19 protein-coding genes and 1 pseudogene are annotated in these 23353 nt (G+C 45.6%); all 20 read right to left on the reverse strand.

Translation table 11 applies throughout. The features are described from left to right. Nucleotides 1–22: 22 nt before the first annotated feature. On the reverse strand, nucleotides 23–8407 hold the full coding sequence (locus NST96_RS16225; protein ID WP_342404182.1) for an amino acid adenylation domain-containing protein: 8385 nt from the start codon (nucleotides 8405–8407) through the stop codon (nucleotides 23–25). Between the two features lie 17 nt (nucleotides 8408–8424). Then, nucleotides 8425–9702, reverse strand: a complete 1278-nt coding sequence (locus NST96_RS16230; RefSeq protein WP_342404183.1) for an MFS transporter — start codon at nucleotides 9700–9702, stop codon at nucleotides 8425–8427. Nucleotides 9703–10142: 440 nt separating this feature from the next. Beyond that, nucleotides 10143–10505 (reverse strand): annotated as a pseudogene (locus tag NST96_RS16235) (transposase); the annotation flags it as partial. A 77-nt stretch (nucleotides 10506–10582) separates the two neighbouring features. After that, a complete protein-coding gene (locus NST96_RS16240; RefSeq protein WP_342404184.1) occupies nucleotides 10583–11416 on the reverse strand; it encodes a ThiF family adenylyltransferase in 834 nt (277 codons plus the stop codon). Then, nucleotides 11403–12518, reverse strand: coding sequence for a Mov34/MPN/PAD-1 family protein (locus tag NST96_RS16245; protein WP_342404185.1), 1116 nt, complete (start codon nucleotides 12516–12518; stop codon nucleotides 11403–11405). Before NST96_RS16245 ends, NST96_RS16240 begins: the two co-directional genes overlap by 14 nt. A 67-nt stretch (nucleotides 12519–12585) precedes the next feature. Next, nucleotides 12586–13347, reverse strand: a complete 762-nt coding sequence (locus NST96_RS16250; RefSeq protein ID WP_342404186.1) for a hypothetical protein — start codon at nucleotides 13345–13347, stop codon at nucleotides 12586–12588. Continuing rightward, complete coding sequence (locus NST96_RS16255) at nucleotides 13322–13843, reverse strand: hypothetical protein (RefSeq protein ID WP_342404187.1); 522 nt, start codon at nucleotides 13841–13843, stop codon at nucleotides 13322–13324. The genes NST96_RS16250 and NST96_RS16255 overlap by 26 nt, the downstream gene beginning before the upstream one ends. Nucleotides 13844–13857: 14 nt before the next feature. After that, nucleotides 13858–14208, reverse strand: coding sequence for a hypothetical protein (locus NST96_RS16260; protein WP_342404188.1), 351 nt, complete (start codon nucleotides 14206–14208; stop codon nucleotides 13858–13860). A 59-nt stretch (nucleotides 14209–14267) separates the two neighbouring features. Beyond that, nucleotides 14268–15392 carry a DNA polymerase III subunit beta gene (gene dnaN / locus NST96_RS16265; RefSeq protein ID WP_342404189.1) on the reverse strand — a complete coding sequence of 375 codons (1125 nt, stop codon included), beginning with the start codon at nucleotides 15390–15392 and terminating at the stop codon, nucleotides 14268–14270. A 108-nt stretch (nucleotides 15393–15500) separates the two neighbouring features. Beyond that, nucleotides 15501–16181, reverse strand: a complete 681-nt coding sequence (gene radC, locus NST96_RS16270) for a DNA repair protein RadC (protein WP_338018903.1) — start codon at nucleotides 16179–16181, stop codon at nucleotides 15501–15503. A gap of 100 nt (nucleotides 16182–16281) precedes the next feature. Beyond that, complete coding sequence (locus NST96_RS16275; RefSeq protein WP_342404190.1) at nucleotides 16282–16755, reverse strand: DUF6573 family protein; 474 nt, start codon at nucleotides 16753–16755, stop codon at nucleotides 16282–16284. Nucleotides 16756–16876: 121 nt separating this feature from the next. Beyond that, complete coding sequence (locus NST96_RS16280) at nucleotides 16877–17335, reverse strand: hypothetical protein (RefSeq protein WP_342404191.1); 459 nt, start codon at nucleotides 17333–17335, stop codon at nucleotides 16877–16879. Nucleotides 17336–17407: 72 nt separating this feature from the next. Next, a complete protein-coding gene (locus NST96_RS16285; RefSeq protein ID WP_342404192.1) occupies nucleotides 17408–18421 on the reverse strand; it encodes a DUF932 domain-containing protein in 1014 nt (337 codons plus the stop codon). Nucleotides 18422–18434: 13 nt separating this feature from the next. Then, complete coding sequence (locus tag NST96_RS16290) at nucleotides 18435–19127, reverse strand: PD-(D/E)XK nuclease family protein (protein ID WP_342404193.1); 693 nt, start codon at nucleotides 19125–19127, stop codon at nucleotides 18435–18437. After that, nucleotides 19124–19876, reverse strand: coding sequence for a hypothetical protein (locus NST96_RS16295; RefSeq protein WP_342404194.1), 753 nt, complete (start codon nucleotides 19874–19876; stop codon nucleotides 19124–19126). The genes NST96_RS16290 and NST96_RS16295 overlap by 4 nt, the downstream gene beginning before the upstream one ends. Beyond that, nucleotides 19873–20922, reverse strand: a complete 1050-nt coding sequence (locus NST96_RS16300) for a hypothetical protein (RefSeq protein WP_342404195.1) — start codon at nucleotides 20920–20922, stop codon at nucleotides 19873–19875. The genes NST96_RS16295 and NST96_RS16300 overlap by 4 nt, the downstream gene beginning before the upstream one ends. 130 nt (nucleotides 20923–21052) lie before the next feature. After that, complete coding sequence (ssb, locus tag NST96_RS16305; RefSeq protein ID WP_342404196.1) at nucleotides 21053–21493, reverse strand: single-stranded DNA-binding protein; 441 nt, start codon at nucleotides 21491–21493, stop codon at nucleotides 21053–21055. A 131-nt stretch (nucleotides 21494–21624) separates the two neighbouring features. Further along, nucleotides 21625–22065 (reverse strand): PIN domain-containing protein, encoded by a 441-nt coding sequence (locus NST96_RS16310; RefSeq protein WP_122905048.1) that lies wholly within the window; start codon nucleotides 22063–22065, stop codon nucleotides 21625–21627. Continuing rightward, nucleotides 22062–22193, reverse strand: coding sequence for a hypothetical protein (locus NST96_RS16315; protein WP_281274232.1), 132 nt, complete (start codon nucleotides 22191–22193; stop codon nucleotides 22062–22064). Before NST96_RS16315 ends, NST96_RS16310 begins: the two co-directional genes overlap by 4 nt. Before the next feature lie 576 nt (nucleotides 22194–22769). Continuing rightward, nucleotides 22770–23348, reverse strand: a complete 579-nt coding sequence (locus tag NST96_RS16320) for a hypothetical protein (RefSeq protein WP_342404197.1) — start codon at nucleotides 23346–23348, stop codon at nucleotides 22770–22772. Nucleotides 23349–23353: the final 5 nt, after the last annotated feature.

Raw genomic sequence — 23353 nt, forward strand, 5'->3', positions numbered from 1 at the left:
CCCGACTTTTTACTTGTAGGGATTATTCCTCATCTTCATAGTTTTTCAGGTAGTCCAGTAACTCTTCCAGTGATTCTTCATCGAAACTGGACAACTGTATTAATTCCTCCATAATTTCACTAATCTCATTTGAATCCGTCCGCTCTGCCTTCATCTGATCAATAACCTGGGCAAGATGTTCTATGGTCGGATTCTCAAAGAACGCACGAAGGGGCACTTCGATACCGAACAATTCACGAAGCCGGCTAAGGACTTTCATTGCCTTCAGCGAGTGGCCTCCAAGAGTAAAGAAATTTATACTCTTGGAAACATCGGTAATACCTAATACCTCTTTCCATACCTCGACCAGACACTCTTCTGTCGGGGTAAGCGGCTCAGAAGCAACCGAAACGTAATTTGCCTGAATGGTATCGAATGAAGGCAAGCGTTTCCAGTCAATTTTACCGTTCGGGGTTAACGGTAAAGCCTCCAAGGCAATAAAGATCGACGGAATCATGTAAGCAGGCAAATATGCTCGGAGATGATCCCGCATAGCGGATTCAAGGTCTTCAACGTCCGGAGCCACCACATAAGCGATCAGCAGCTTGTCTTCTTCAGACATTTCTTTCACCACGACTACCGTATCAAGCACATCGGGGTGTCTGCTGATAACCGCTTCAATTTCATCCAGCTCAATGCGGAATCCACGGATTTTAACCTGTCTGTCAACCCTACCCAAGATTTCAATGCGACCATCAGGCAGGTAGCGTCCTAAATCCCCTGTTTTATACATGAGGTCATCGAGTTTGCCCGTATAAGGATTAGGAATGAACTTCGACTGAGTATGCCGTTGATCATGGAGATAACCCTTAGACAAATACGGTGTCCGGATATGAATTTCTCCTAGTTCCCCAATGCCTGCCAATTGATTTGTTACTGTAAGAATCAGGATATCAACCCCGTCTATTCCTCTGTCCAAAGGAATCCGCGTTTTCAAGCGAGTCGAAGCATGGATGTCCTGTTCGTCATATCCTAGATCCACTCCGAATCCCATTGCTTGCGGCGTTTCAGTAGCTCCGTAAAAGTTCACACAAGTAACCTGCGGCGCTACTATGCAGAACTTTTTGGTGTCTTCTTTTGTAAGAACGTCACCGCTGAAGAAAGCATAGCGCAACTTGGTCAAATCACCCGGCTGAGCAGCTGTCAACATGAGTTGTCCCATTGCTGGCGTCAGATGAGCAACGGTTATTCCTGCACGCTTCATCCAATCACACAAGTTTGCTGAGCTTTCCATCAATCGTTGATCAGGAATGCATAGTACCCCGCCCACATAAAAAGGAGTGAATACATCACGAAGGAGGGGATCATGCGCTAAGCCTGACAGCATGGAAATGCGGTCTTTTTCTGTCAACATGAAAGTTTTGGTATGCCAATCAAGGAAATGTACGATCGGACGGTGCGTTCCTACGATACCTTTTGGTTTTCCGGTAGTACCCGATGTAAACGCGATATAAGCAGTATCATCCAGGCCGATCGGAATACCGGGATCATTGTAGGAACATTTTGAGAACGGCTCATCATTAATTTCATCTTTCTTTGCGGTAAGGGTGACCCTAAATCCTAATTTGAACAAGTCTTCTAATGGCTCGGCCATGTTGCCAGCTTCATTGATGTAAATCAAACCGACAATGTTCGCAGCCCGTACCATATCCACCAAACGTTGGGTTGGATAAGAGGAGTCGAGCAAAACGAAGGCAGCACCGGATTTGTAGATGCCCATCAACGCCAAGACCAAAGCAGCGTTCCTTACCGCATAAACAGCAATAACGTCTCCCGTTTTAACTCCCTGTGCAATTAAATAGTTTGCTAGCTGATTGCTTTTTTGATGCAATTCATGATACGTCCAGCTTCCTAGTGAATCCTGAATCGCAATCCGCTCTGGATACAACTCTGCTATTTTTGCTAGACGAGAATGAACCATATCAAAATCCTGCACCGGCAGCGGAGCAAGCGGGTTAGGAAGGATTTTTCTGGTTTGTTCAGTCACCAGAGACAACGCATGCAACTTTATTTCCGCATTCTCCGCTACCTGCTCATACAATACTACCAGTTGATTTGAAAATTCTTCCATTCTGTTTGGATGGAACAGGTCCCTATTGTAAACCAAATCAAAACAAATTTCTTCACCGGAATCATCCACATATAAAGTCAAATCAAATTTTGAAACCACCTCGGTCTGCTCAATTTGCTCAATGTTAAGATCTCCGATTTGAAAACGAATTGGAGGCACATTTAGCATGTTGAAATAGATTTGAAAAAACGGATTTCGACTGAGATCGCGATCCACTTTCAATTCTTTGACAAGCAATTCGAACGGTACCGCTTGATGTTCAAAGGCGTTAATCGTAGTTTCTTTCACATGTTGCAAAAGTTCGCTAAATGATAGATTCCGGTCCACGCGTGTCCGCAACACCAACGAATTGACAAAGAAGCCGATTAATTTTTCCATTTCCACTTGGGGACGATTGGCTACGGGTGAACCGACCACAATATCTTCTTCTCCCGTCAAACGTGCAACAAGAGCTTTGAAACCGGCTAGCAATGTCATATACAAGGTGGTACCTTCCCGCTTGCTCATCTCACGAAGTGTCTTGGAAAGATGGGAAGATAGCTTAAACTTGTACCTTGCCCCTCGGAAAGTTTGTACAGCTGGACGCGGGTAGTCGGCAGGTAAATCGACGAACGCTGGTGCTCCATCTAATTGCTTCCGCCAATACTCAAGGTGCAATTCCCCCTCCGATTGAAGCAGATCTCGCTGCCATAAAGTATAATCACTGTATTGAATCTTCAAATCGGATAACGGTGAAGAGTTTCCGCTTACAAAGGATTGATAGAGAGTTTCAAACTCCTTATAGAGAATTCCCCACGACCATCCGTCAAATATGATGTGGTGGGCATTAAGAGAAAGCCAATATTCCTCTTTACTCAATTGGAGTAATGTCGCCCTGAACAATGGCCCGTTTTCTAGATCAAACGGTTCGAAACCTAATTGTGTCACTTTTTGCTTTGCGATATCTGCTCGCTCTTTCTCAGTTACGTCCTGCAAATCGATGAAATTAACCGAGAATAAATCAGGACTCGCAATGACTTGAATGAGGCGTTCTTCTTTATTTACAAACGTAGTTCTTAAGATGTCATGGCGGCGAACGATTTCAGACAAACTGTGTTCTAATGCCCTTCGATTTAAGTTTCCATAAAACTTAAGAATAGAAGACATATGATAAGCGGTTGAGGATGGTTGTAATTGCTGAAAAAACCACAATCCTTCTTGTGAGGGCGATGCCAAAGCTTCCCCTAGCCATTTTTGATTCTGGACTGTAGATAAGGTACTCTTATTCTCGTTCATTTTGCCACCTTGCAATACACTTGCCAGATCGGCGACAGTAGGACTGCGGAAAAGATCAACCAATGACATTTCTATACCGAATCTCTCACGAATTCGGGAAATTACTTGTACAGCTCTAAGGGAATGTCCGCCAATTGCAAAAAAGTTATCATAAATGCTGATCGCCTCTTGATTCAAACCAAGTACTTCAGACCATATTTCCGAAATTTTGAATTCCAGTTCATTCCGAGGTGAAATTCGGTCTGCCTCCCGATCAATTTCATCCAGCTTCACCGAGGGCAACTGACTCATATCAACCTTTCCGGAAGAATTCAAAGGTATCTTGTCAATCTTCACGAAAAAGGAGGGAACCATGTATTCTGGTACTTTTTCTTTCATATAGTTGCGCAACGTCTCATTCAAAGGTTGATTGGTGTCTCCCACTAAGACATATGCTACGAGATTCTTGATCCCATCGACCTCCTGAACAGTTACAATGGCTTTTTGAACGCTTGGATATTGGGAAAGAATTTCTTCTATTTCACCTAATTCAACACGAAACCCCCGAATTTTTACTTGGTGATCCAAGCGCCCCAGAAAATCGACGTTACCGTCAGGCAGATAACGAACAAGATCCCCCGTCTTGTACATTTTGGCACCTGGTTTGGATTCAAACGGGTCCGGTACAAATCTTGATTCGGTTAATTCATGCTTCCGATGATATCCTGTCGCTAAACAGTCGCCAGCAATGTAAAGTTCCCCCGGCATTCCTATCGGCACAGGATTCATTGCTTGATCGAGCACATACAGTTTAGTATTCGCGATTGGGCGTCCAATCGGAATAACCGTCAGTTTTTCTTCTACTTCTTCTTCCAATGTAAAAATCGTCGAGGTAATTGTCGTTTCGGTAAGTCCGTAAGCATGTTTAAAAACTACACCGTTTCCGGAGATCTTCTTCCACATCTTGTAACGTTCCAAGGAAACTTTTTCTCCGCCCACTACCATTAAGCGAACACATGAAGGGACTCGACTCTCACTTATAAACATCGAGTTTACCCAGTCGCTCCAATAAGCTGTAGGCAGATTCAGTACTGTTAATTGTTCTTTCTCGATCAAAGTAAGCAATTCAAGATAGGTGGGGATTCGAACATTACTTAATACCAAAGCCCCCCCACTTAATAGTGTTGGGAAAATTTCCTCTGCCGACACATCGAAAGAGATGGAGGCGAACTGAAGCACTTTGTCTTCTATGGTTAAACAAAATTCTCTGATAATAGATAAATTATGATTTACAAGCGACTGATGCGGCACTAAAACACCTTTAGGCTTACCCGTGGAACCCGACGTATAAATCAAGTATGCAGTATGTTCCACTTCAATCACACAATCGAGATTTTCTCTGCTTTCGCGAGAAATGTCTTCCCAATACTTGTCAATAGGAAGTACTTTAACTGATAAGTCGGTAAACAAGTGTTCATAATAACCATGGGTGATCAACAATGAAATTTCCGCATCTTCCACCATATACAACATACGCTCTTTCGGAAGAGACGGATCAATAGGTACATAGGCCGCACCGGCTTTCAATACTCCTAATAGCGTAATAATTAACTCCGGAGATTTATCGAAGCTTACCCCAACAAAACATTTCGAACCAACACCAATCTTGCGTAAATAATGAGCAAGCTGGTTTGCTCTTTCGTTGAGCTCATGATAAGTTACTCGCACTTCGCCGATAACCACTGCAGTGGAGTCAGGCGATTTGTTCACTTGTTCTTCAAACAGATGATGAACGCCCTTATTCTTTGGCACTTCCCGATATGTGTTATTCCATTCGACTAACATTGTTTGTCGTTCATTTTCTGTAAGAAGCGGTAATGATAAGAGACGTTGTGAGGGATCTTCAACCACTCCTTTCAGCAGTACAATATAATGATTGAGCATCCTACAAATTGTGTCTTCGTAAAACAAATCAGTATTGTACTCTAATTCGGCCAGCAATTCTTGACCCTCATCTATAATGGTCATAGTAAGATCGAACATGGCTGTGCCGTTATGCAGATCAATTCTTCGGATGCTACATTGTGGCATTTCCGAATGCTTCATTCGTGAGTTTTCATAAGCGAACATTACCTGGAAGATCGGAGAATAACTCAAATGACGGTCTTGCAACAGTTCCTCTACAATTTTTTCAAAAGGAATATCTTGATTCTCAAATGCTTGAATGACGGTCTCGCGTACTCTGGACAGCAATTCCAGGAAAGTTGGATTGCCTGACAGATCATTACGCAACGCAAGAGTATTAACGAACATTCCGATCAGATGTTCAATCTCGGTTCGGTTCCGATTGGCCACGGGTGTACCTATGATAATGTCTTCTTGTGCTGAGTAGCGGTACAACAGTGCATTAAACGCAGCCAACAATGTCATATAAAGTGTCGATCCCCTGGATTGACTCAACTCATTTAGCCCCTGGCAGATTTCAGTTGGTATTTTCATCTTCCGAACCGACCCCCGGTAGCTCTGGATGGATGGTCTCGGTCTGTCCGTAGGCAAATTTAACACAGGAAGTGTGCCGCTCAGCTTCTCTTTCCAATAATTGAGTTGATCATTCTTCCATTCGCTTTGCATCCATCGATGTTGCCATATGGAATAGTCGGTGTATTGGATTGGTAACTTTTGCAGTGAGAGTGGAGTCCCATTCAAGAAATGGTCGTAATATTGGATCCACTCCTTCATAAGTACATTCCACGACCAACCATCAGAAATGATGTGATGCATTATGAACATCAAAACGAATTCATTGGAAGAAAGCTTGTAAAGCACTGTTCGGAAGAGAGGACCTTCCATTAGCGAAAAATTGTATTGCGCATCTTGAATCAAATAACGATTCAATAACTCTTCCCGCTCTTCTTCCGGTTCGTTCGATAAATCAATTATATGAAGAGAAACCTTTTGGTCATTCAAAACGACTTGAACCAAATCGCCTTTTTCTTCGGCAAATACTGTTCGTAAAATCTCATGTCTATTTACAATCTCCTGTAAACTTTTCTCAACTACTTCGATATTTAGAAAACCTGTGATACGAAGAGGAAGATGAATATTGTACGCAGCTGTCCCTTCCGTAAACTGGTTTAGCAGCCACATTCGTTTTTGTGCAAACGATTGAGGTGTATTTTTTTCTCTTGTAACAGAAACAATGGTACTATCCGTCTTCTCCTGATTTTTTTGGAGCATATTCTCGATCCATTCAGCCATACCGGCCACGGTAGGAAAGTCGAAGAACGCACGAACGGGTAACTCAACATGGAATGTATCGCGAATTCGGGAAGCAATTCTCGCCAACAGTAATGAGTGACCACCCAACTCAAAAAAATCATGATCTCTTCCAATTTGACTAAGGTTGAGAACCTCTCCCCAAATATTTGCTAATTTCACTTCGATTGGTGTTCGTGGAGCTTCATAAATATCCAGTATCGGTACGGCCGAAAAATCAGGTTCAGGCAAAGCTTGCCGATCAATTTTTCCGTTTACCGTTAACGGCATTGAGTCCAGCCATACAAACGAAGTCGGAATCATATACTCCGGTAAGTTTTCTTTCAAATACCCACGAATTTCGGAAAGCGATTTAAGATCATTGGAATCACCGACCAAATATGCTACTAATTGCACTTCATCATTTGGATTTGTATGAGCTAACACAGCAGCTTCTCTCACATAGGGATGTTGTACAAGAACGGCCTCCACTTCAACGGGCTCAATGCGGAAGCCTCGGATTTTGATTTGAAAATCCAGTCGGCCAAGAAATTCCAAAGTATGATCCGGTAACTTCCTCACCCTATCACCTGTTTTGTATAGACGATCGAATGGATCGTTGGAAAATGGATTTTGTATAAAACGTTCTTGCGTCAGCTCTTCGTTAAATAAGTAACCCCTGGCGACCCCTGCTCCACCTATGTACAGCTCCCCTGGTTCTCCATCAGGCACCATTTGCAAGTTCTCATCCAATACATACGTCTCAACATTCTGGATTGGAGTCCCCAAGGGAACGGTAACACCATGTCGTTCTTTCCCCTTCTCGATATGATAAGTCATAACTCCTACAGTGGTTTCGGTCGGACCATAATGATTAAAAATCAACAATTCAGGTGAGGAATTTTGGATCAGATCGACTAAATCCCAGTGAAGGGCTTCTCCTCCAAAAACAAGCCTTTTTTTCGGAAGTACCATTTCAGGATTTGTGCCTAGCAATGCGGACAAATGCGAAGGGACAATTTTCAAACAATCGACTGGGTTTCGACTTAAGTATTCCGCTAATGCATGCGAATCTGTTATCCGTTCCATCGACAAAATATGTAAAGTGCCACCAAGACATAACGAAGGAAAGATGGAGGTGTTCCCCAAGTCTGCAGCCAATGTAGAAACAGTAGCAAAATTCATGCCTTCTTCCAATTTCAACGCTGGGATAATGGAGCTAACATAGTGCATTAAATTTCTATGTTCCACCATTACACCCTTTGGTCTACCCGTAGAGCCAGATGTATAAATTACATATGCCAAATCCTCATTTTTTGTAATATTGGTTGGGTTTTCGGTACTCTCTCGATCGTATTCTTCGAAAACATCTAAACAAATCTTCTTAACCGCCAACGCTGGTAGATTAGAGACGAGTGTTTGCTTTGTCAACAACACCGAAAGATTCGAATTTTCCATCATATACAACAGACGATCCTTTGGAAACCGATAGTCTAGAGGTACATAGGTTCCACCAGCTTTTAATACTCCTAAAACCCCAACCATTATTTCGAGTGATCTGTCGACACAGATTCCCACCAGTTTGTTGGGCCCAACGCCGAGGGATCTTAGCCGATGAGCGAGTTGATTCGACCTTTTATTGAGCTCCTCGTACGTCATTTGCTGATTCTCGAATACCACAGCGATACGATTTGGATATTGCTTAGCTTTTTCTTCAAATACCTGGTGGATCAAGGATTGCCCAATTTCAATAGTCTGATTCTCCTTTTTAAAAACCGAGATTCCCATGTAATACACTCCCTTATTTATGTTTCCGCTAGCGTCATCTTGCTCAGCGAAGATTTTTTATAGACGATGATACCTGAAATGATAGAAACCATTCCCCCGATGATGACGACTATTGAGATTCCAAACCAGTTAGCTATAATACCAGCTGAGACAAAAGCTATCGGGACGAATAAATTTCCGAGCATCGTAATCACAGAGTACACCTGTGCTTGTTGATGCAACGGGACAGTGGTCTGAATGATCACGTATTCCGGGACATCAAATGAAGTTAAAGTAATGCCCATTACAAAACAACAAAATACAATCATCCAAATCCAATCTGACAACCCCGTCACTAAAAGAGACGTTCCTTCCACTATGCCAGCTAATACAAACAATGCTCCAAGTCGTTTTATTTTTACCTTGGTAAGGACTATTCCCATTGCTAGAGCGCCCAATGCCGTACTAATCCGTAGGAGTGTGAGAGTGGAAGCATCACCGTGCAGTTCTTGATAAACAAATAGTGCCGACAAAGCAGACCAAGGTGCCATTCCAATATTTACAAATATAACCAGAAGGCACATGCTATTGAGAAGGGAATGTTGACGAACAATCTCGAATCCTTCCCACAAACGCTTTAGGTAGGATTCATTTTTAGAGTTCTGATGTTTCCTTTCATCAGATAACTCTTCTAAATTATTATTTTGTTCATAATAATTTGATGTTTTAACGAACAAAATTATCAGTGCTGATACCAAATAAAGGACCGCAGTTAGGAAAATTGCCGAAGTTGTTGACATAAACATGATTAAGAGACCAGCTCCAGCTAAACCAACCAATTTGATGACTTCACTTGAAGATTGCATGATAGCATTTGCACGTTGAATATTTTCTTTTGCAACAATGCGCGGCAATAACGCAATTACGGATTGGCTATAAATCGCCCCAGTTGATGCTTGCAATGTAACTAACAAAAAAAACAGCCAAAGATACAAATGATTAGATAAATATAAAATGGGTACAAGCCCTAAAGTTATAGCTCGAAATAAATCAGAAAAAAAGATCCATTGCTGATATTTTTCATTGGACAGTAGTGGACTTACAAATGGGCCAAATAATGTTCTTGGTACAGATGAACAAACGAATAATATGGAGCTGCTTAAAGCATCCCCTCCCATTTCGATCAGAAGCCAAACTACTGCAATAGTTGCAATATTCTCCCCCATTACTTTTAAAATCCTTGATAAATAAAGCAAACAAAATTGTACATTCCATAGAATCGGATTTGATTTTTCTAACATAATTTCCTGTTCCAATCATATTCACCCTCTTTTTACCATTTCACAAAAAAGATTATAATTCCAAATATAAACAAGTGCAATATCTGTATAAAAATTTTTTCAATTAAAATAGGACTTAGTCAACGATGTCCATTCAGATGTCCTACAAGACGAATCACAGCTCCTCGGTTGGGAACATCCCGACAACGATCAAGTCCTAATTTGTGTGTAAATTTTCACTCGGTTAGAATGAACGCAGGGAGCACGCCCCCTCCCCCCGTCACCTGCCGTTGGCAGGTCCAGCTAAGGGATTGCTGAGTATACAAAAGTGTGTTGAAAAGGGCCTGTCAAGGCTAAATGAAACGCTTCGCGGCCTTGACAGGCTGCGATTGCGTTCGTTAGCTGATCCGTGTGACATTGGAACTCATGTTGGCCGCCTGTGAATCGCGCCACTCCAGATATTCCACCATATCCAGTTACTTTCTGCCACTTGCCCACTTCTCGTCGATTTCCATGAGCAATTCACTGAACAGCCGAATGGCCGATTCGCAATTCGGAAAGATCCGAATTACGCGTTCACGGAGACGAATTTCCTCATTCAAGCGCTCCAGAGCATTTTTTGTACAGAGCAACTTGCGGTACTTTTCCGGCAAAAGCAAAACCGCCGTCTCGTCTTCAAAGCCGGCTTCCAGGATCGCCATAACTTTCGGCGATTTCTTTTCGAATGCCTCCAGCACCTTATTCAAGAGCAGACGTGCCGTATCAAGATTCGGTGAATCCAAAATGGCTCGAATTCGGCTATGTACCTCGTCTTACAGCTGTTTCGACGTAGCGTCCAGCTGCTCCTTCTTATCCCCTGATCCATCGGTACTGACGCGATCCTAAAACAAAGAAGAGTGCCCATTCCTGGACACTCTCAACCTTCTTGAATCCTTTCCCCACGCATGTACATTTTCTTCGCGTGGAAGAACGTCACGTGTGTAGACAACGTTCTCTCCCCAAACAATTCATTCAAGTAACCGGCCACTGCCTGCGCTGCAAACCGGTTGGTAATCAACCGCTGCGGCTCGGATGCTATCACCTGGGAACATGCCATTCCAGAAGGAGCAATCTCGTCCTTATCCTCCAATATGTCCGGGAAACGGCAGGCCACCGGTTCCAGAACAGTTTTTCCGTTCAATCTGAGCCCGGCCACCACTTGTCCCGTCCATCCGGTATTGGCGTGGCGCTGCCGCTCCTCCTCTGTCCACTCTTCACGTGGCCGGCCATCACGAGGAACCCATGCAGCTTCCACTCCCACATCGATATAGAGCAACTTCTCTTGACTGAGAAAGTAACTGTGCATGACCTGGCGTGTGTAGTTGTTATCCACTGCGCCGATCAAAATAGGGAGAAAAAACGTGTCCCAACTGTAACACCAGCGATAATCCGTAAACTGAAACAGTCGTTCTAACGTTCTTTCATCCTCAATGTACCGTTCATCGAACGCAGCAATCGGCACTTGATAATGACTGCGGTACCGATTAGCCAGTACCGCAGCTTTCTTCTGTCCGACATCCTTTAGTATAAAGAGTTGATTAGCCAAATTCTTTTGTTCTACCGTATCCGGATCGGCCACCAGGTAAAACCCCTGTACCTTGAATATACTCATCATTTGAGCACATTGCTGCAAAATATATCCTCCATTTGCACCTGCGCCGATCTGAACAATATAGTAAAAGATCTTCTTCCGTTCGTTAAACCGTATCATTGTCTCCCGCTCCTTTCACGGACACTTGAGGAAAGTCCAGGCTCGTCGGAGACTCCAACGGTGATTCAAAGACGGTATGGGGATTGATAATCAGATACTCCCCGTCCAGGCACGTTCTCACCAGGATTTGCGGGAAGAAATCCAGAACCCTTCCCACAACCGCATAGAGGATTGGCGCCTGCTCAGATCGATCATCTTGGGAAGAAAAGTAGGCTTCCATCGTGTGGTGTGAGTGAATTTCCATCACTTTCACGACGTTTTCCACGTAAGCTACTTGCTCAGTTGGTTCACACATATCACTGCTCACAAGTTGTGAAGGTATCACCAGTCGATACCCTTCTTCTCCCCAATAAATCTCTCCATGAACCTCAGCGCCATATGTCCGGGCGAAGTGGCGGGCGACAACCAAAAACTGCGTCAAAATCCCCCAGGGAATCCTGGGGAATTTTAGACGCACACCTTCTACCAACGCCGGAACACTTGGAACCTTCCGGGCTTTTTTGCAGATCGTTAACGCTTCTGTTTCGCGGATATGGTACATATGACCATCAGCTCCGGGAAGGTACATGTTGGACCGGCGGTTTGCCACAGCGTCCTCCAACGTCAGATAAACACCATGTCGGCGATCCAAGATCATGCCGCTTCCTTTCTTTCGTGCGGTTAGAACAGGGATAATCATATTCTTTTCCTTAATGAATGTCATCGTTGTTAACTCTTCAGTTAGTTCGCCAAAGTCGTTCTCCAACCGCTTTCGCACGTCTTCACCAGTAATGTTCCTCAATTTCTTTGCGGTGTTGTCTCCTGTGGTTTGTTCATCAGTTGGGGAACTCTCTGGAAGACCATTCGTGATTTCTTCCGGTGTAAAGTAATCGGTCAGAGGAATGTTCTCCCCGCCATACCGGATGATCGTCTCGGTGTTTAGTTCCCAAGTTTCCGGTTCACTTTTCGTAACAGATACAGACGGTTTCTTTTGGTCCTTGGAAGCCACCCGTGAATTATTGGCTGCCGTCGTCCTTTTGCCCTTTCCTTTGTCCTGTATGGCCTCTGGTTCTCCTTCTCCCAAGAAACTAAACAAGGTTTCTTGATACAGTTTGTCAGTCATGTTTTATTCCTCCTCGTGGATTCTTATCAAAAAAATAAAGACTGTAGCTTTCGCTAAAGTCTTTGATCTACAGTTCTTGGCAGTATTGTCCAAACGTTTTTTGCTTGGATGTTAACCATTCCTCTGGAAAAGCCTGCCCCTGCATGCGATTGTATAGCTCCCGCAAATCATTGAACCCGGATTCGTTCCGGTTCGTGTCGTAATAGCAGGTAGAACTGGGGGCCGCAAAAAAGACCTGGTGCATGGTAGCAAGTTGAGCCAAGTCTTTAATAACCGGCAACGTATTTCCCCCCATACAAACCACACCATTCGATACATTCGCGTAAGGAAACTTGTATAGTTCGGTGTCCTCGCGAATCCTCCCCTTGTCCTTTACGGCCAAGATGTGCAGTTGTTGGATGCGACCATCCCGGATTCGGTACCCAAACAACATCCGCGGGAATCCCACTTGTTCAAAAGTGGTGTTGTAATAGGCAATGTCCCATTTTCCTTTCGGCACCTCGATAAATACCATCTGGATCTTCTGCGCTCGATTAATCCAAATGTGTTTGACACTGTTGACGGGCAAGGTAGGAGTCTCGATACGTATCGCCGGATTTTTCATCCGTTTTCTTCCGATGATTTTTCGTAGTCGTTTCCGTTTCTGAACCCCCAGGATTCTCATTGGCTTTAGATTCTCCGATTCAGAATTTCGGATGGACTCGACAAAATCATCAAAACTCATCACGTATTCGTCTACCTTTACGCCCTCCGATGAGGTAACCTGGACAGTACAGTATGGTGTGTGCTGCGTAAAATCATCACTAAACTTCACAGTAAAATGCAGCATACCTCGCACCTCTATTTCCTTTTAAGTATTGGGCATACACCAACAACCTATCGAGTAACTTCCTGATCTGGATGAGCTCTTGAATGAACTGATTGAAATAGGACGGACTTTCGTGGATCTCGACGATAAAGCCCATTTTCTTCAGTTCGATGATCATCTCAGCTCCTGTCCAGTCGCAAACAACTCTCTTATTACATCTGAGCTGTCTTTCGACCCATTCATTTGTAAACACCCCAAGAAGTTCTTCGACGTCTGGACATAGGATGACAAACTTCCGGATGTCATATGACCCGTCTTCCCCTTCTTCCTCAGCGCAAGCACCAAACAGTCGCTCCGTTGCCATCATAAAGATATCTCCACCCATGTTTTCAAATGCATAATCCGTTACCCAGCACCCCATGTCGGATACCCGGTACCCAGCATCGTGAAGGCGCTTTAACGAAAGCAAATTATCCAAGGACGACTGAATGACTTGGCAATCCTCGATACTAAACATATCAATGCTCTCCCTCAGATAAAATCGTCTTCTTCTGCATACTGTTTCTTCCTTGAATGAAGCAGTGTGTAAATGTTCTGCGTGCTCCTGACATACTCATAGATCACGTTGTACCAATTGGCCCGCTCAGTCTCTTCATCATAGATGTCTTCCATTGAATACAGAGCGTGAGCTTCATTGTATACGTAATCCAGTTCGTCCAGTGTGAAGCTGTCGAAATCGACTTCTGATGCATCGGCGCCGGCATACAGGTATTCGACGATGCAAAACATACCAGGAGTTTGCATACGTGGAATTTTTGATGAGATGCTGCGGTCCTGGAGTTGTTTTAGGAACTCATTGGTAGAAAATCTCCTTTTCTTCATCGCTAATGCATCCTTTCAAAAACACAGAAGGGGAATGAAATCCCCTTCTGCTCTGTAAATTATGCCGACCGCACAGGTAGTATTAAGGCAAACCCTGGTTCATCACCTGTCGGTCGTATGATTATCGGTGCATTTGCTCCAGATGCTTGAAACATGACTTCTTTGGCCTTCATATGTCGTAGCGCCTCCAGGAGATACTTCGTACTGAACTTCATCTCAAAATTATCGCCTTCGAGATCCGAGACAAACACTTCCTCCTGTACTTTTAACATCCCCTCCTGACTGGCCGAAATGAGAAGAGAAGGCATTGCGGATGGTATCACCTGTAAGCGACACATATTGGCTTTTCCTTCCTTGGAGACGATGCTCACCCGTTCCAGTACCTTGACTAATTCATCCCGATTTGCCACAAATGTTGTCGAAAAAATTGTCGGGATTACCCTGGATGTTTCCGGGTAGGTACCGGAAATTAGCCTTGAAGCATACGTTACGTTCTTGCAAGTGAGTCGTAACGAGTTCTCTGTGCAGTGGATGGTGACCTTATCGGTCGTGTCCTCAATTAGCTTTACCATCTCTTCTGCAGCTGTGGCAGGCAAAATCATCTTCGGTAAATTCAGTTCTTGATCCAGCTGAACTGTCCAAGAGCCCAGCCTATGAGAATCCGTTGCGACGAACGTTACTGCCTTTTCCTTACTAAAGATATGGATGCCCTGTAGGGTAGGGCGCATAGCAGATACCGAGCAGGCATACTCCAAACGTAACCCGTTAGCCAAATCCGATGCTTGTATCTCAACACAAACGCCGGTATCGTCCAACGAAAAGGATGGGTACTCATCAGCTTTCATCGTCTTTAGCTCGAAAGTCGATTTCCCCGCGGCAATGGAGATCTCATTTTCCCCAATTTTCAGTTGGATCTCACCCGCTGGCAACTTACGCACAATGTCCAGGAATATTCTTGCCGGTACGACTACCGCACATGGTTGAGACGATGAGCAATTGTCATCCTCCGTAATCTGGATGGTGTTATCCGTATCCGAACCGGTAATGGTCAAAGATTCTCCCGTGAATTGGAGATGAAAACCGGTTAGAATCGGAATCGTCGTCTGTTTTGCAACTGCTCGGTACGCTTTCGACAGATCAGCAACTAAACGTTCTGAATCCTTGATCACGATTTTCTTCTTCATGCTTCCTCCTACTCGAACCGGGGCCGAGTGGCCCCATAGTTCGAGCCACACGTTTTCTTACCCCGGTGGTAGGTAGAATCATTTCGGCAAATACGTTACCTTACCGTACTAAAAGTACCTCTGTTCTTTTAAACTAATATACTTTCCATCCCCGATAATGACGTGATCAAGCAGGCTAATACCAACCACCTCTCCTGCTTGCCGTAAAATTTGCGTGATCGAAATGTCTTCCTTACTTGGGGTTGGATCTCCGCTCGGATGATTGTGCAGACAAATAATCGATGCCGCGCTCCTCTTGATCGCCTCTTTAAAAATCTCACGGGGATGCACAACCGATGAATCCAAACTTCCTATAAAGATCGTCTGCTTACCGATTACACGATTTTTTGTATTCAGAAACAGACATATAAAATGTTCCTGCGTTAAGTACCTCATTTCAGGCATCATAAGTTCCGCTACATCACGCGGGAGACGAATGGAAATCCTTTTCTCTCTTGGGCTGGTTACATATTTGTGTGCCAATCCAAAGGAGGCGACGATCCGCTGTGCTGCCATTTCACTGATAGACGCAAGTTCCATGATTTCTTGGGCAGACATCGAAGCGAGTTGTTGAATCCCGATGCCAGTTAACTTTTGAATGTTTGCAGCATCTGCTTCGTTTCCAATAATGATCGTCAACAGATCGTTCAAATTCGCTTCCTTCGTCCCGTAGAACGTGATGCTTTCTTTGGCTTTTTTGACAAATTCAGTTACGATGAAATCGTATTGAAACATTTCGATTTGCTTCACCATTACCTCCCTACTCAAACCGGGCCGTCTGGCCCAAAGTTTGAGCCACACGTTTTATCGCCTCGGTGGTAGGCGAAATGTAATGTTTATTCATGCCAGTTCATCTACATTCGATGTAACTTTCTGGCTTTGTTTCGAGATACAATGTAAACCTACACTCCCTGCAAAAGTATTTTCTGTCAGGATTGTTTTGTTCAGCTTCATCCTCCAACATGATCTGAATGAATGACTTCCTTTCTGCGGTTTTCCGAATGATCGCCTTAAGTGTTGACATGGTAAGGATTCCATTGATTACGAAATGAACCTGGTACCGAACCATGAGAGAAGAGCTATCGTCGAACGGTTTCATCCCGCTTTTTAGGGTTGAAAGCAGCAAACTAATCACATTCCAGATTCGTTCGTTTTTCGTTTGTCCTACTGTAATCGACTCTTCCGGTTCAATATAGGTCTTCCATAAGGCAGAAGAGACCGCTGCCGGAATACTGATCCCAATCTCTTTAGCCGTATCCGATACGTCGACTAATCTTCCTTCGGAGATGGCTCGTTGGAAATCCTCAAACGTTTCCAAATTCATGACTGGCAATCCTCCCCTCGGATAAATAAAAGAAGCCAGAACCTCATTTGAGATACTGGCTTACGGTCCTTTGCAGTTTCCGCTGCAATTAACATACAAGCTTCTAATATTCCCTTCTCCGTTATTTCACCTTGGAGGAGCGGAATTGCTTACCGGACATGACACGAAAGACACCGTGTTCTTTCATCTGCTCTTCGTCCCATCCCGTCTTTTTCATGAGCTTCGTTGCCTCCGTTGATCCCAGCTTGAAGAAATCAAACGGATTCAACCCTTTTTCCCGGATATGTCGGGCAAGAGCTTCCCAATTCCCCTCCCACGAATACGACGGGACAAAATCAAATTGGGTGTCTCCCACCACGACTTTTCCGTTTTGCTCAACATATTGCTTCAGCTCTTCTTTCTTGGCTTTAAATATCGCTTCCAGATGAAGAATCTCAGCCGCCAATTGTTGAGCCTGTTTATACTCTTCTTCTTTATTTTCTTCCGGGAGATCCATCGGGATTGCTCCTTCATCAATCAAAGCTGCCGCTTCGATATCCATTGGTTCATCCCATGGAAATATCACTGTTTGACCGTTCATACAATATTCCTCCTTCATTTTGATCATGGGAGAAGCCGACCCATGTAGATCGGCTTCTTCGTTTTGGTTCTGTTAGACAGCCACCTTAGCAAGCAGTTCGCCGGCGTCTTGTTCCAACTCCACCCGAGCATCCCCTTGAAGGGTTTGGGCGGCGCGGGTCATGGCCTGCATCACGTAGAACAGGCTGTCACCGGGTTCTGCCATGTAGGTGCTGGTGATGGTATCTGTCATGGACTGACTGTATTTTTTGTCCTTGGCCAGCGTTTTGATGAAATCCAGCGGGTTTTCCACCTTCACCTCTTTGGCGGCCAAAGCCCGTTCCAACATGTCATCCCCGGCTTTGACGGCAGCCGTAAACGCTTCGGCCACCCGAGCGTACATCTCGCGCTCCCGCAGGTGAATGTGACGCTGCTTGAACACTTCCCCATCGTTGGTCCAGCGCATCAAGCCATTTGAGCAAACCAGGCGGTATACCATCGGCTGAATCGTAACCGAGCGGGCGCCCACCTCGGAGTTGGACAAGTGAACCCCCACCATGTGGACATCCGGTCGTCCCTCCAGGGTTCTCCCGATGCTTCTTGTCAGATCAGGGAACACAATCCGCAGGTGCATGCCGCGCTCATCGCGGTACCAGTACGAAATCCGATGGTCTTCTTCTGACCCGATCATGGATTCGATCATGCCCAAGAACTGTTCATCATCGAACCGGCTATAATCCTTGGACAAGGCTCCACGAATCATGTGGCCCAGTTGTTCAGACCGCGACCGATACGTACGTAACAGCCATTCCTCATCCGCTGGCAACCGCTCTGCGAAGTAGTTAAAGTTCGTTGCCCTTAAATCACTTGGGCAGCGGCGCATGAAGCGAGCTGGCAACTCCAGTTTTTGATACATCTGGTTTTCCGCCCATTCGGTTGCCGGGCTGGCGGCCGCATTCGTAAAGAGTGTCTGAAACGTAAAGTGTCCATCGTCACGCATCCGAATCTGATTGGCCGGTACAACGAAATCTTCTTTTTGCTGCGCTTGACGGTTCAGTTCGTCCAAAATCCGCTTGAAATTTTCTCCTGCATTGTGCATGTAATTCATGATTCATTCCTCCTCAATGAACTTGGTATTTTTTCGTCATGGGACATTCACGGATATAGCTGCAGTTGGTGCAGCCACTTCCCAATTTGGGCGGGAATGCTATCTCCGGTGGGGTCCCTTTTTTTAGTTCCTGATAAGCGTGTCTGGCCTGATGAATCTGCGTCTTGGCCCAATTGAGGGTTTCTGCAATCGCTTCAGGCGTTACTTGTGCTGTTTTGATTTCATTCTTTCTCGGAAATAGATAAGCGACCTCCGAAGCGTAAAGGCCGGATTGCCATGCGCTCCAAGCGTAGAGAAACAGTTGCTTGGGCTTCTGCATGACCTCATAGACTGCCCAGGATGTTTTCCAGTCGTAAACCGTAAGGGAAAATATATCGTATTGGACAATGAGATCAATCACCACATGGAACAGATCCGTTTCCGTAATGGGAGTGATGATTTCACGCTCGACCGCTACAATTTCCCCTTTGAAAATGTGGGTCTGCAACAGTCGATACGCCTTTATCGCCAACTCCTGCACGTCTTTCGGAATCCCCACCGGCGGAGGCTGCCGTAAAACAGAAGAAGCAATGACGTCGTGGAATTGCTTCCCGATCGCCATTGCTTCTGTTTCCTTCTCCTGCATCCCTAACACGTACCGGAAATAGTACGCGTGGGGGCAGGAGTCATATTTAAAGAGTCGGCTATAACTCCATTTCCAGGTCACGCCGTTCTCTCCTTCATTTTTTGCAACTCTCGCTGAATGGTACCTTCCAAATCCGCCGCTTTCTCTTCGTTCCGAATCGCTTCTACAAGTTCACGAACGATGACATCAGCTCGTTTGGCCCATTCTGCCCACAAATCCTTGGGGAGCTGATGCATTTTCACGGCGCGTTCCCAAAGACTTTCAATGCCGGTATCTTTCTCGGTTTTCCTGACGAAATCCTCCACTGCTTTTTCATTCGCCAGGTATTTGCCAATCAGAAGGACATGGAACGCTTCCTTCGATTTCTCAGACGTGAATAGTTGCCACTCCCGCCATGCCCACTGAAGAACCGCGCGTGCATAATTCGGGTTGGTGTGAAACATTTTCCCGTCGATCTTCCCGAGAAAGCCCATCAGTTTCCATTGGTGTGCGGAAAGCTTCATCGCAGGATGATCTTCCCATGTCTTTTTCTTCCGCTTTTTCCTTCGGGCGGCTTCGTGTTTGGTCTTGTATTCATCGATCACTTCTTGTTCGCCTTTTCCCTCCAGAAGACCGATGAATTTGGCCACGCCCCCTTTTTCCTGGCAACGAAAGCAGTGAAACGTATTCTTGACCGGATTTAGATACAGATGGAACCCGCGATCCGCTATACCGACAATCTCTGCGCAGAACGGGCAATGGACGCGAATTTCACCTCTCGGCGCAGCTTTTTGCTGTGCCAAGAGATTAAAACGATCAGCAACGTCAAGGATTTCAGGAAAAATGCTCATGCACTGCGCACCTCCTGAATCTCTTGTCCGCTGCGGCCGGCAATTGCCTCAAAATCCCCCATCGTGCGAGTAAGGAACTTTAACAATTGTCCCCCCATCAAGTTGTTTAAGTCTTGTTGGGCTACCAGATGATCTTCCGGAATCAGGACTTTGCTGCCGTTATGCAGGAACAAAATAAAGCAAGGTGTGTCGTTGATGGCTGTTCCTTGCACATCCGTTACGGTTCCCGTAATCCAACGGGGCGTATCGGACGGAGGGATGGCAGCGTGTTCCTTATGAGCACCGGATTGATGTTGTGGCGGATGCTTCCCTTCTTGTCCTTGCGGCCGGTTTGACGTCCTTCTGCTTTCGTTCCTGTTGTGACCGGGCGTTCCATTCTCACGTCGTGGGTTGGGTTCATCCGATGGAGCCGCTTCCGCCCAATCCTTCAAGTCCTCAACATCCTGGGTAAAGATACCTGAAGAACGGGTTGCAGAAAGCACAGCGTCAATCAGGCCGCGCTTCTTGGCCATCTTCAGAACGGTGTTCCATAATGAGTGGAGATCCTCATTTTCGATCCGGTATTTGATATAGGTTCCGTTTCCGTTCTTTTTCGGAAAACTCTTCTGTACCAAGGAGTTTTTATCAATCCCCCTCGGCAACTCGTTTTCGAAGACCCAACGCCAGCGATATCGACTTTCCATGGTATTGGCTTCCCCAACACCATCAGCAATGGTTACCCCACTGCGACGATGGATCAGGCTAATCGTTACCCGAGCCCGATAGTAGCCGGTATCTCTTTCCGCCGTTTCTTCGATCATTTTTACGATCGGTGAGAAGCCATACAGTTCGCATAGTTTTTCGGCACCCGCTTTCAATAGCGTTGGTTTCGCGGTACCTTCCAGAACGCCGTAATCTTGCCCCTCAATCATGACTTCCTTGAAGAATTGCTGCGTCAGATTGAGTTTTTGTTTCATCTCCTGCAAGACAGCGTGCATCTCTTGGTAACTGTAGCCCTCCATCAAGCGAGTTTCCTGTCCATCGATGACCGTCAGTTGGTTATTCATGGCATCTCCTTTCTTCGCCTCTCGGCCAACGTGCTATTGTTTTCTCCCGCACGAGGGATTTGGTGTATACAAAAAGACTTCTCCCGAACCATCGGAGAGAAGTCTTTTTTGTCCTGCGATGACCCATTCCCTAGAACGGCAAATCGTCATCCGTAATATTGATTGGTTTTCCTGAGCCACCGAACGGATCGGCAAATGGATCTCCATGGGCAAAGGGATCATGGCTTGGTTGCTGATTGCCCGTACGAGTCTCCTCTGCTTTCTCAAGGAAATAAGCACGGTCCGCCACAACCTCCGTCACGTATACCTTTCGTCCTTCCTGGTTTTCGTATGACCGTGTTTGCAGTCTCCCTTCAACAGCAGCTTGTCGGCCCTTGCGTAAGTAGGTTGCGCACAGATCGGCAAGTTTCTGCCAGGTTACGATGTTGATAAAATCTGCTTGCCTTTCTCCTTCTTGATTGGCAAACGGTCGATTCACTGCCAACGTAAACGTCGTAACAGCGATCCCGTTTGTCGTGTAGCGCATCTCCGGATCTTTCGTCAGACGACCAATCAAGACGACTCGATTCATTTCTTCTCCTTTCTGCCGTTATCTCGGCCCGTGCTATTGGTACGCCCGCACGAGGGACAAAATCAAAATAAAAAAGACTTCCTAACCTTAGCGGTTGAAAAGTCTTGGTTTCCTGTGCCTGATGAAAAAACTCATGACAGGCTGTATTTACTTACAAACTCCTCCGGGGTCAAAAACTCAATCTCTTGGATGAGTCTTTTCCCCTCTTCATCGGTGACGTACTCATGGAGTGTCGTTAAACTCCGGTCATTGGAGACGACCGCTTGTGCACCACCATCAATTGCGCACTCAATAAACATGGAGTCATCCGGATCGTAGCACCAGGAATACACGGTTGTTGAGCGTACCCTATTGGCCCGAAGCAAATAAGTCGCCGCTACTCTCAATGGTGGTTTCGGGTTTTGCCCTTTCTTTTCTGCGACGATGACAATCGTGGCAGCAAGCTCTTTCGCCATCTCATCTGTCAGTAGTACCTGATGTTCCCGAATGGACAACGAAAGAGCCCTTTGAGCCATCCTATTTTGTTCCAACGTCGCACGAATGATTGTGCTGGTGTCGATCACCACGTTCATTGTTCCACCACCTTACGGATGGATCTGCGAACGTCTTTGATGATCGCATCCAGTTCCTCATCGCTTAATGGCTTCGTGTTTGCAGCCTCTTTCCAGCACTCTTCCAGTTCTTTTTCAAGAGTGTCCATGTTATCCCTCTCCTTTTGCATGTGTATTCCACCTCCTTCGATACAACGTCTTTCTACCCATTGTATCTCAGTGGAGATGTCCTGAAAACGCAAAAAGGCGTAGTACCTCTTTTTGCACGAAACAATCCTGCAAAAAGCGTACTACGCCTATGCTTCCATCGAGAACATTCTTGTGGCAAGTTCTACAGTCATGCACAACACGTCTGCAGCTTGCGACCGTTACGAGTCCGTGCCTAGCTCTCTCGTAACCACCATGTCGCCTTGTCTCTGCCAGGAAACGACAAGCACGACATCTTTTCCGCCCATGTTGTCCAATCTGCTTCCCTTCGCAGGATTGGAAGAGGCGCACCATGGGTCAAAGCCTCACACACTCCATCCGATTCTGCGCTCAACGCAGATCATTAACCTCATAGGGAACAGGTATTGCCAACTACCCAACGGTATGAGGTATCCCGTTTCTTCGCAATCTCCCATGCTCAACATGGTTGATTGTATACGAACCCCTATCCGCTCCACGGAAAAAGCCTCTGATGATTCGTATATTGGACTTGATTTGCCCATATTTTACCTAAGATTTTATCCCTTCGTCAAGAGGGAGAGAGGTACGGGCGTCCAATTGTGTTCCCACTTCATCACCATTCCCTTTTCCCATACGTCCAGGGTTGCGGCAAAGTGTCCCGGCTGAACAAGCGATCGAAACTCGTTCCAATTTCCTCCGAACCATAAGACCCGCTCCCGTTCGGGAGGGTGGACATCCCCATACAGAATCCGAATGTCCACCAGATCGTCTCCAATCCGGATCGTGCCCCCGCTTGGGTTTGTCTGAATGTCAATGGGCTCCACACAGTCCAACCAGTGGTCCAAGACACGCTCCAGGATCAGTTTTTTTACGGCCTCTTCGCCGGCAACCGGTTCGATGGCGTAAACAGTCAGCTTTTGGTTGTCCTCGGATTGGGCTTGGCCCCGCATAATGATGCCAGCCGACAGAAGCTGCTTGATCGTTTCCCGCGTTTCCCTCTTGGTGGCATGAAACCAGTCTGCAGAAGTGGCCGTGATGATTCCGATGGTTTTCATCCATTCCAGAAGCGGTGAATGAACTTCAAGAGATGAGGTTTGCGTAGGTTCCCAGGTGAATGTCCATGATTTCCCGAACATGTTAT

It is taken from the genome of Brevibacillus sp. FSL K6-2834, from assembly GCF_038592925.1.
Lineage (GTDB): Bacteria > Bacillota > Bacilli > Brevibacillales > Brevibacillaceae > Brevibacillus > Brevibacillus borstelensis.

Excerpts from the sequence above, each read along its gene's own strand:
- NST96_RS16280 (WP_342404191.1), bottom strand. The coding sequence starts at position 17,335 with ATGAACGGTCAAACAGTGATATTTCCATGGGATGAACCAATGGATATC.
- NST96_RS16255 (WP_342404187.1), bottom strand. The coding sequence starts at position 13,843 with ATGTTTAGTATCGAGGATTGCCAAGTCATTCAGTCGTCCTTGGATAAT.
- NST96_RS16240 (WP_342404184.1), bottom strand. The coding sequence starts at position 11,416 with ATGATACGGTTTAACGAACGGAAGAAGATCTTTTACTATATTGTTCAG.
- ssb (WP_342404196.1), bottom strand. The coding sequence starts at position 21,493 with ATGAATCGAGTCGTCTTGATTGGTCGTCTGACGAAAGATCCGGAGATG.
- NST96_RS16300 (WP_342404195.1), bottom strand. The coding sequence starts at position 20,922 with ATGAATAACCAACTGACGGTCATCGATGGACAGGAAACTCGCTTGATG.
- dnaN (WP_342404189.1), bottom strand. The coding sequence starts at position 15,392 with ATGAAGAAGAAAATCGTGATCAAGGATTCAGAACGTTTAGTTGCTGAT.
- NST96_RS16245 (WP_342404185.1), bottom strand. The coding sequence starts at position 12,518 with ATGACTGACAAACTGTATCAAGAAACCTTGTTTAGTTTCTTGGGAGAA.
- NST96_RS16250 (WP_342404186.1), bottom strand. The coding sequence starts at position 13,347 with ATGCTGCATTTTACTGTGAAGTTTAGTGATGATTTTACGCAGCACACA.
- NST96_RS16295 (WP_342404194.1), bottom strand. The coding sequence starts at position 19,876 with ATGAGCATTTTTCCTGAAATCCTTGACGTTGCTGATCGTTTTAATCTC.
- NST96_RS16275 (WP_342404190.1), bottom strand. The coding sequence starts at position 16,755 with ATGAATTTGGAAACGTTTGAGGATTTCCAACGAGCCATCTCCGAAGGA.
- NST96_RS16315 (WP_281274232.1), bottom strand. The coding sequence starts at position 22,193 with ATGGACACTCTTGAAAAAGAACTGGAAGAGTGCTGGAAAGAGGCTGCA.
- NST96_RS16285 (WP_342404192.1), bottom strand. The coding sequence starts at position 18,421 with ATGAATTACATGCACAATGCAGGAGAAAATTTCAAGCGGATTTTGGAC.
- NST96_RS16310 (WP_122905048.1), bottom strand. The coding sequence starts at position 22,065 with ATGAACGTGGTGATCGACACCAGCACAATCATTCGTGCGACGTTGGAA.
- NST96_RS16260 (WP_342404188.1), bottom strand. The coding sequence starts at position 14,208 with ATGAAGAAAAGGAGATTTTCTACCAATGAGTTCCTAAAACAACTCCAG.
- NST96_RS16320 (WP_342404197.1), bottom strand. The coding sequence starts at position 23,348 with ATGTTCGGGAAATCATGGACATTCACCTGGGAACCTACGCAAACCTCA.
- NST96_RS16225 (WP_342404182.1), bottom strand. The coding sequence starts at position 8,407 with ATGGGAATCTCGGTTTTTAAAAAGGAGAATCAGACTATTGAAATTGGG.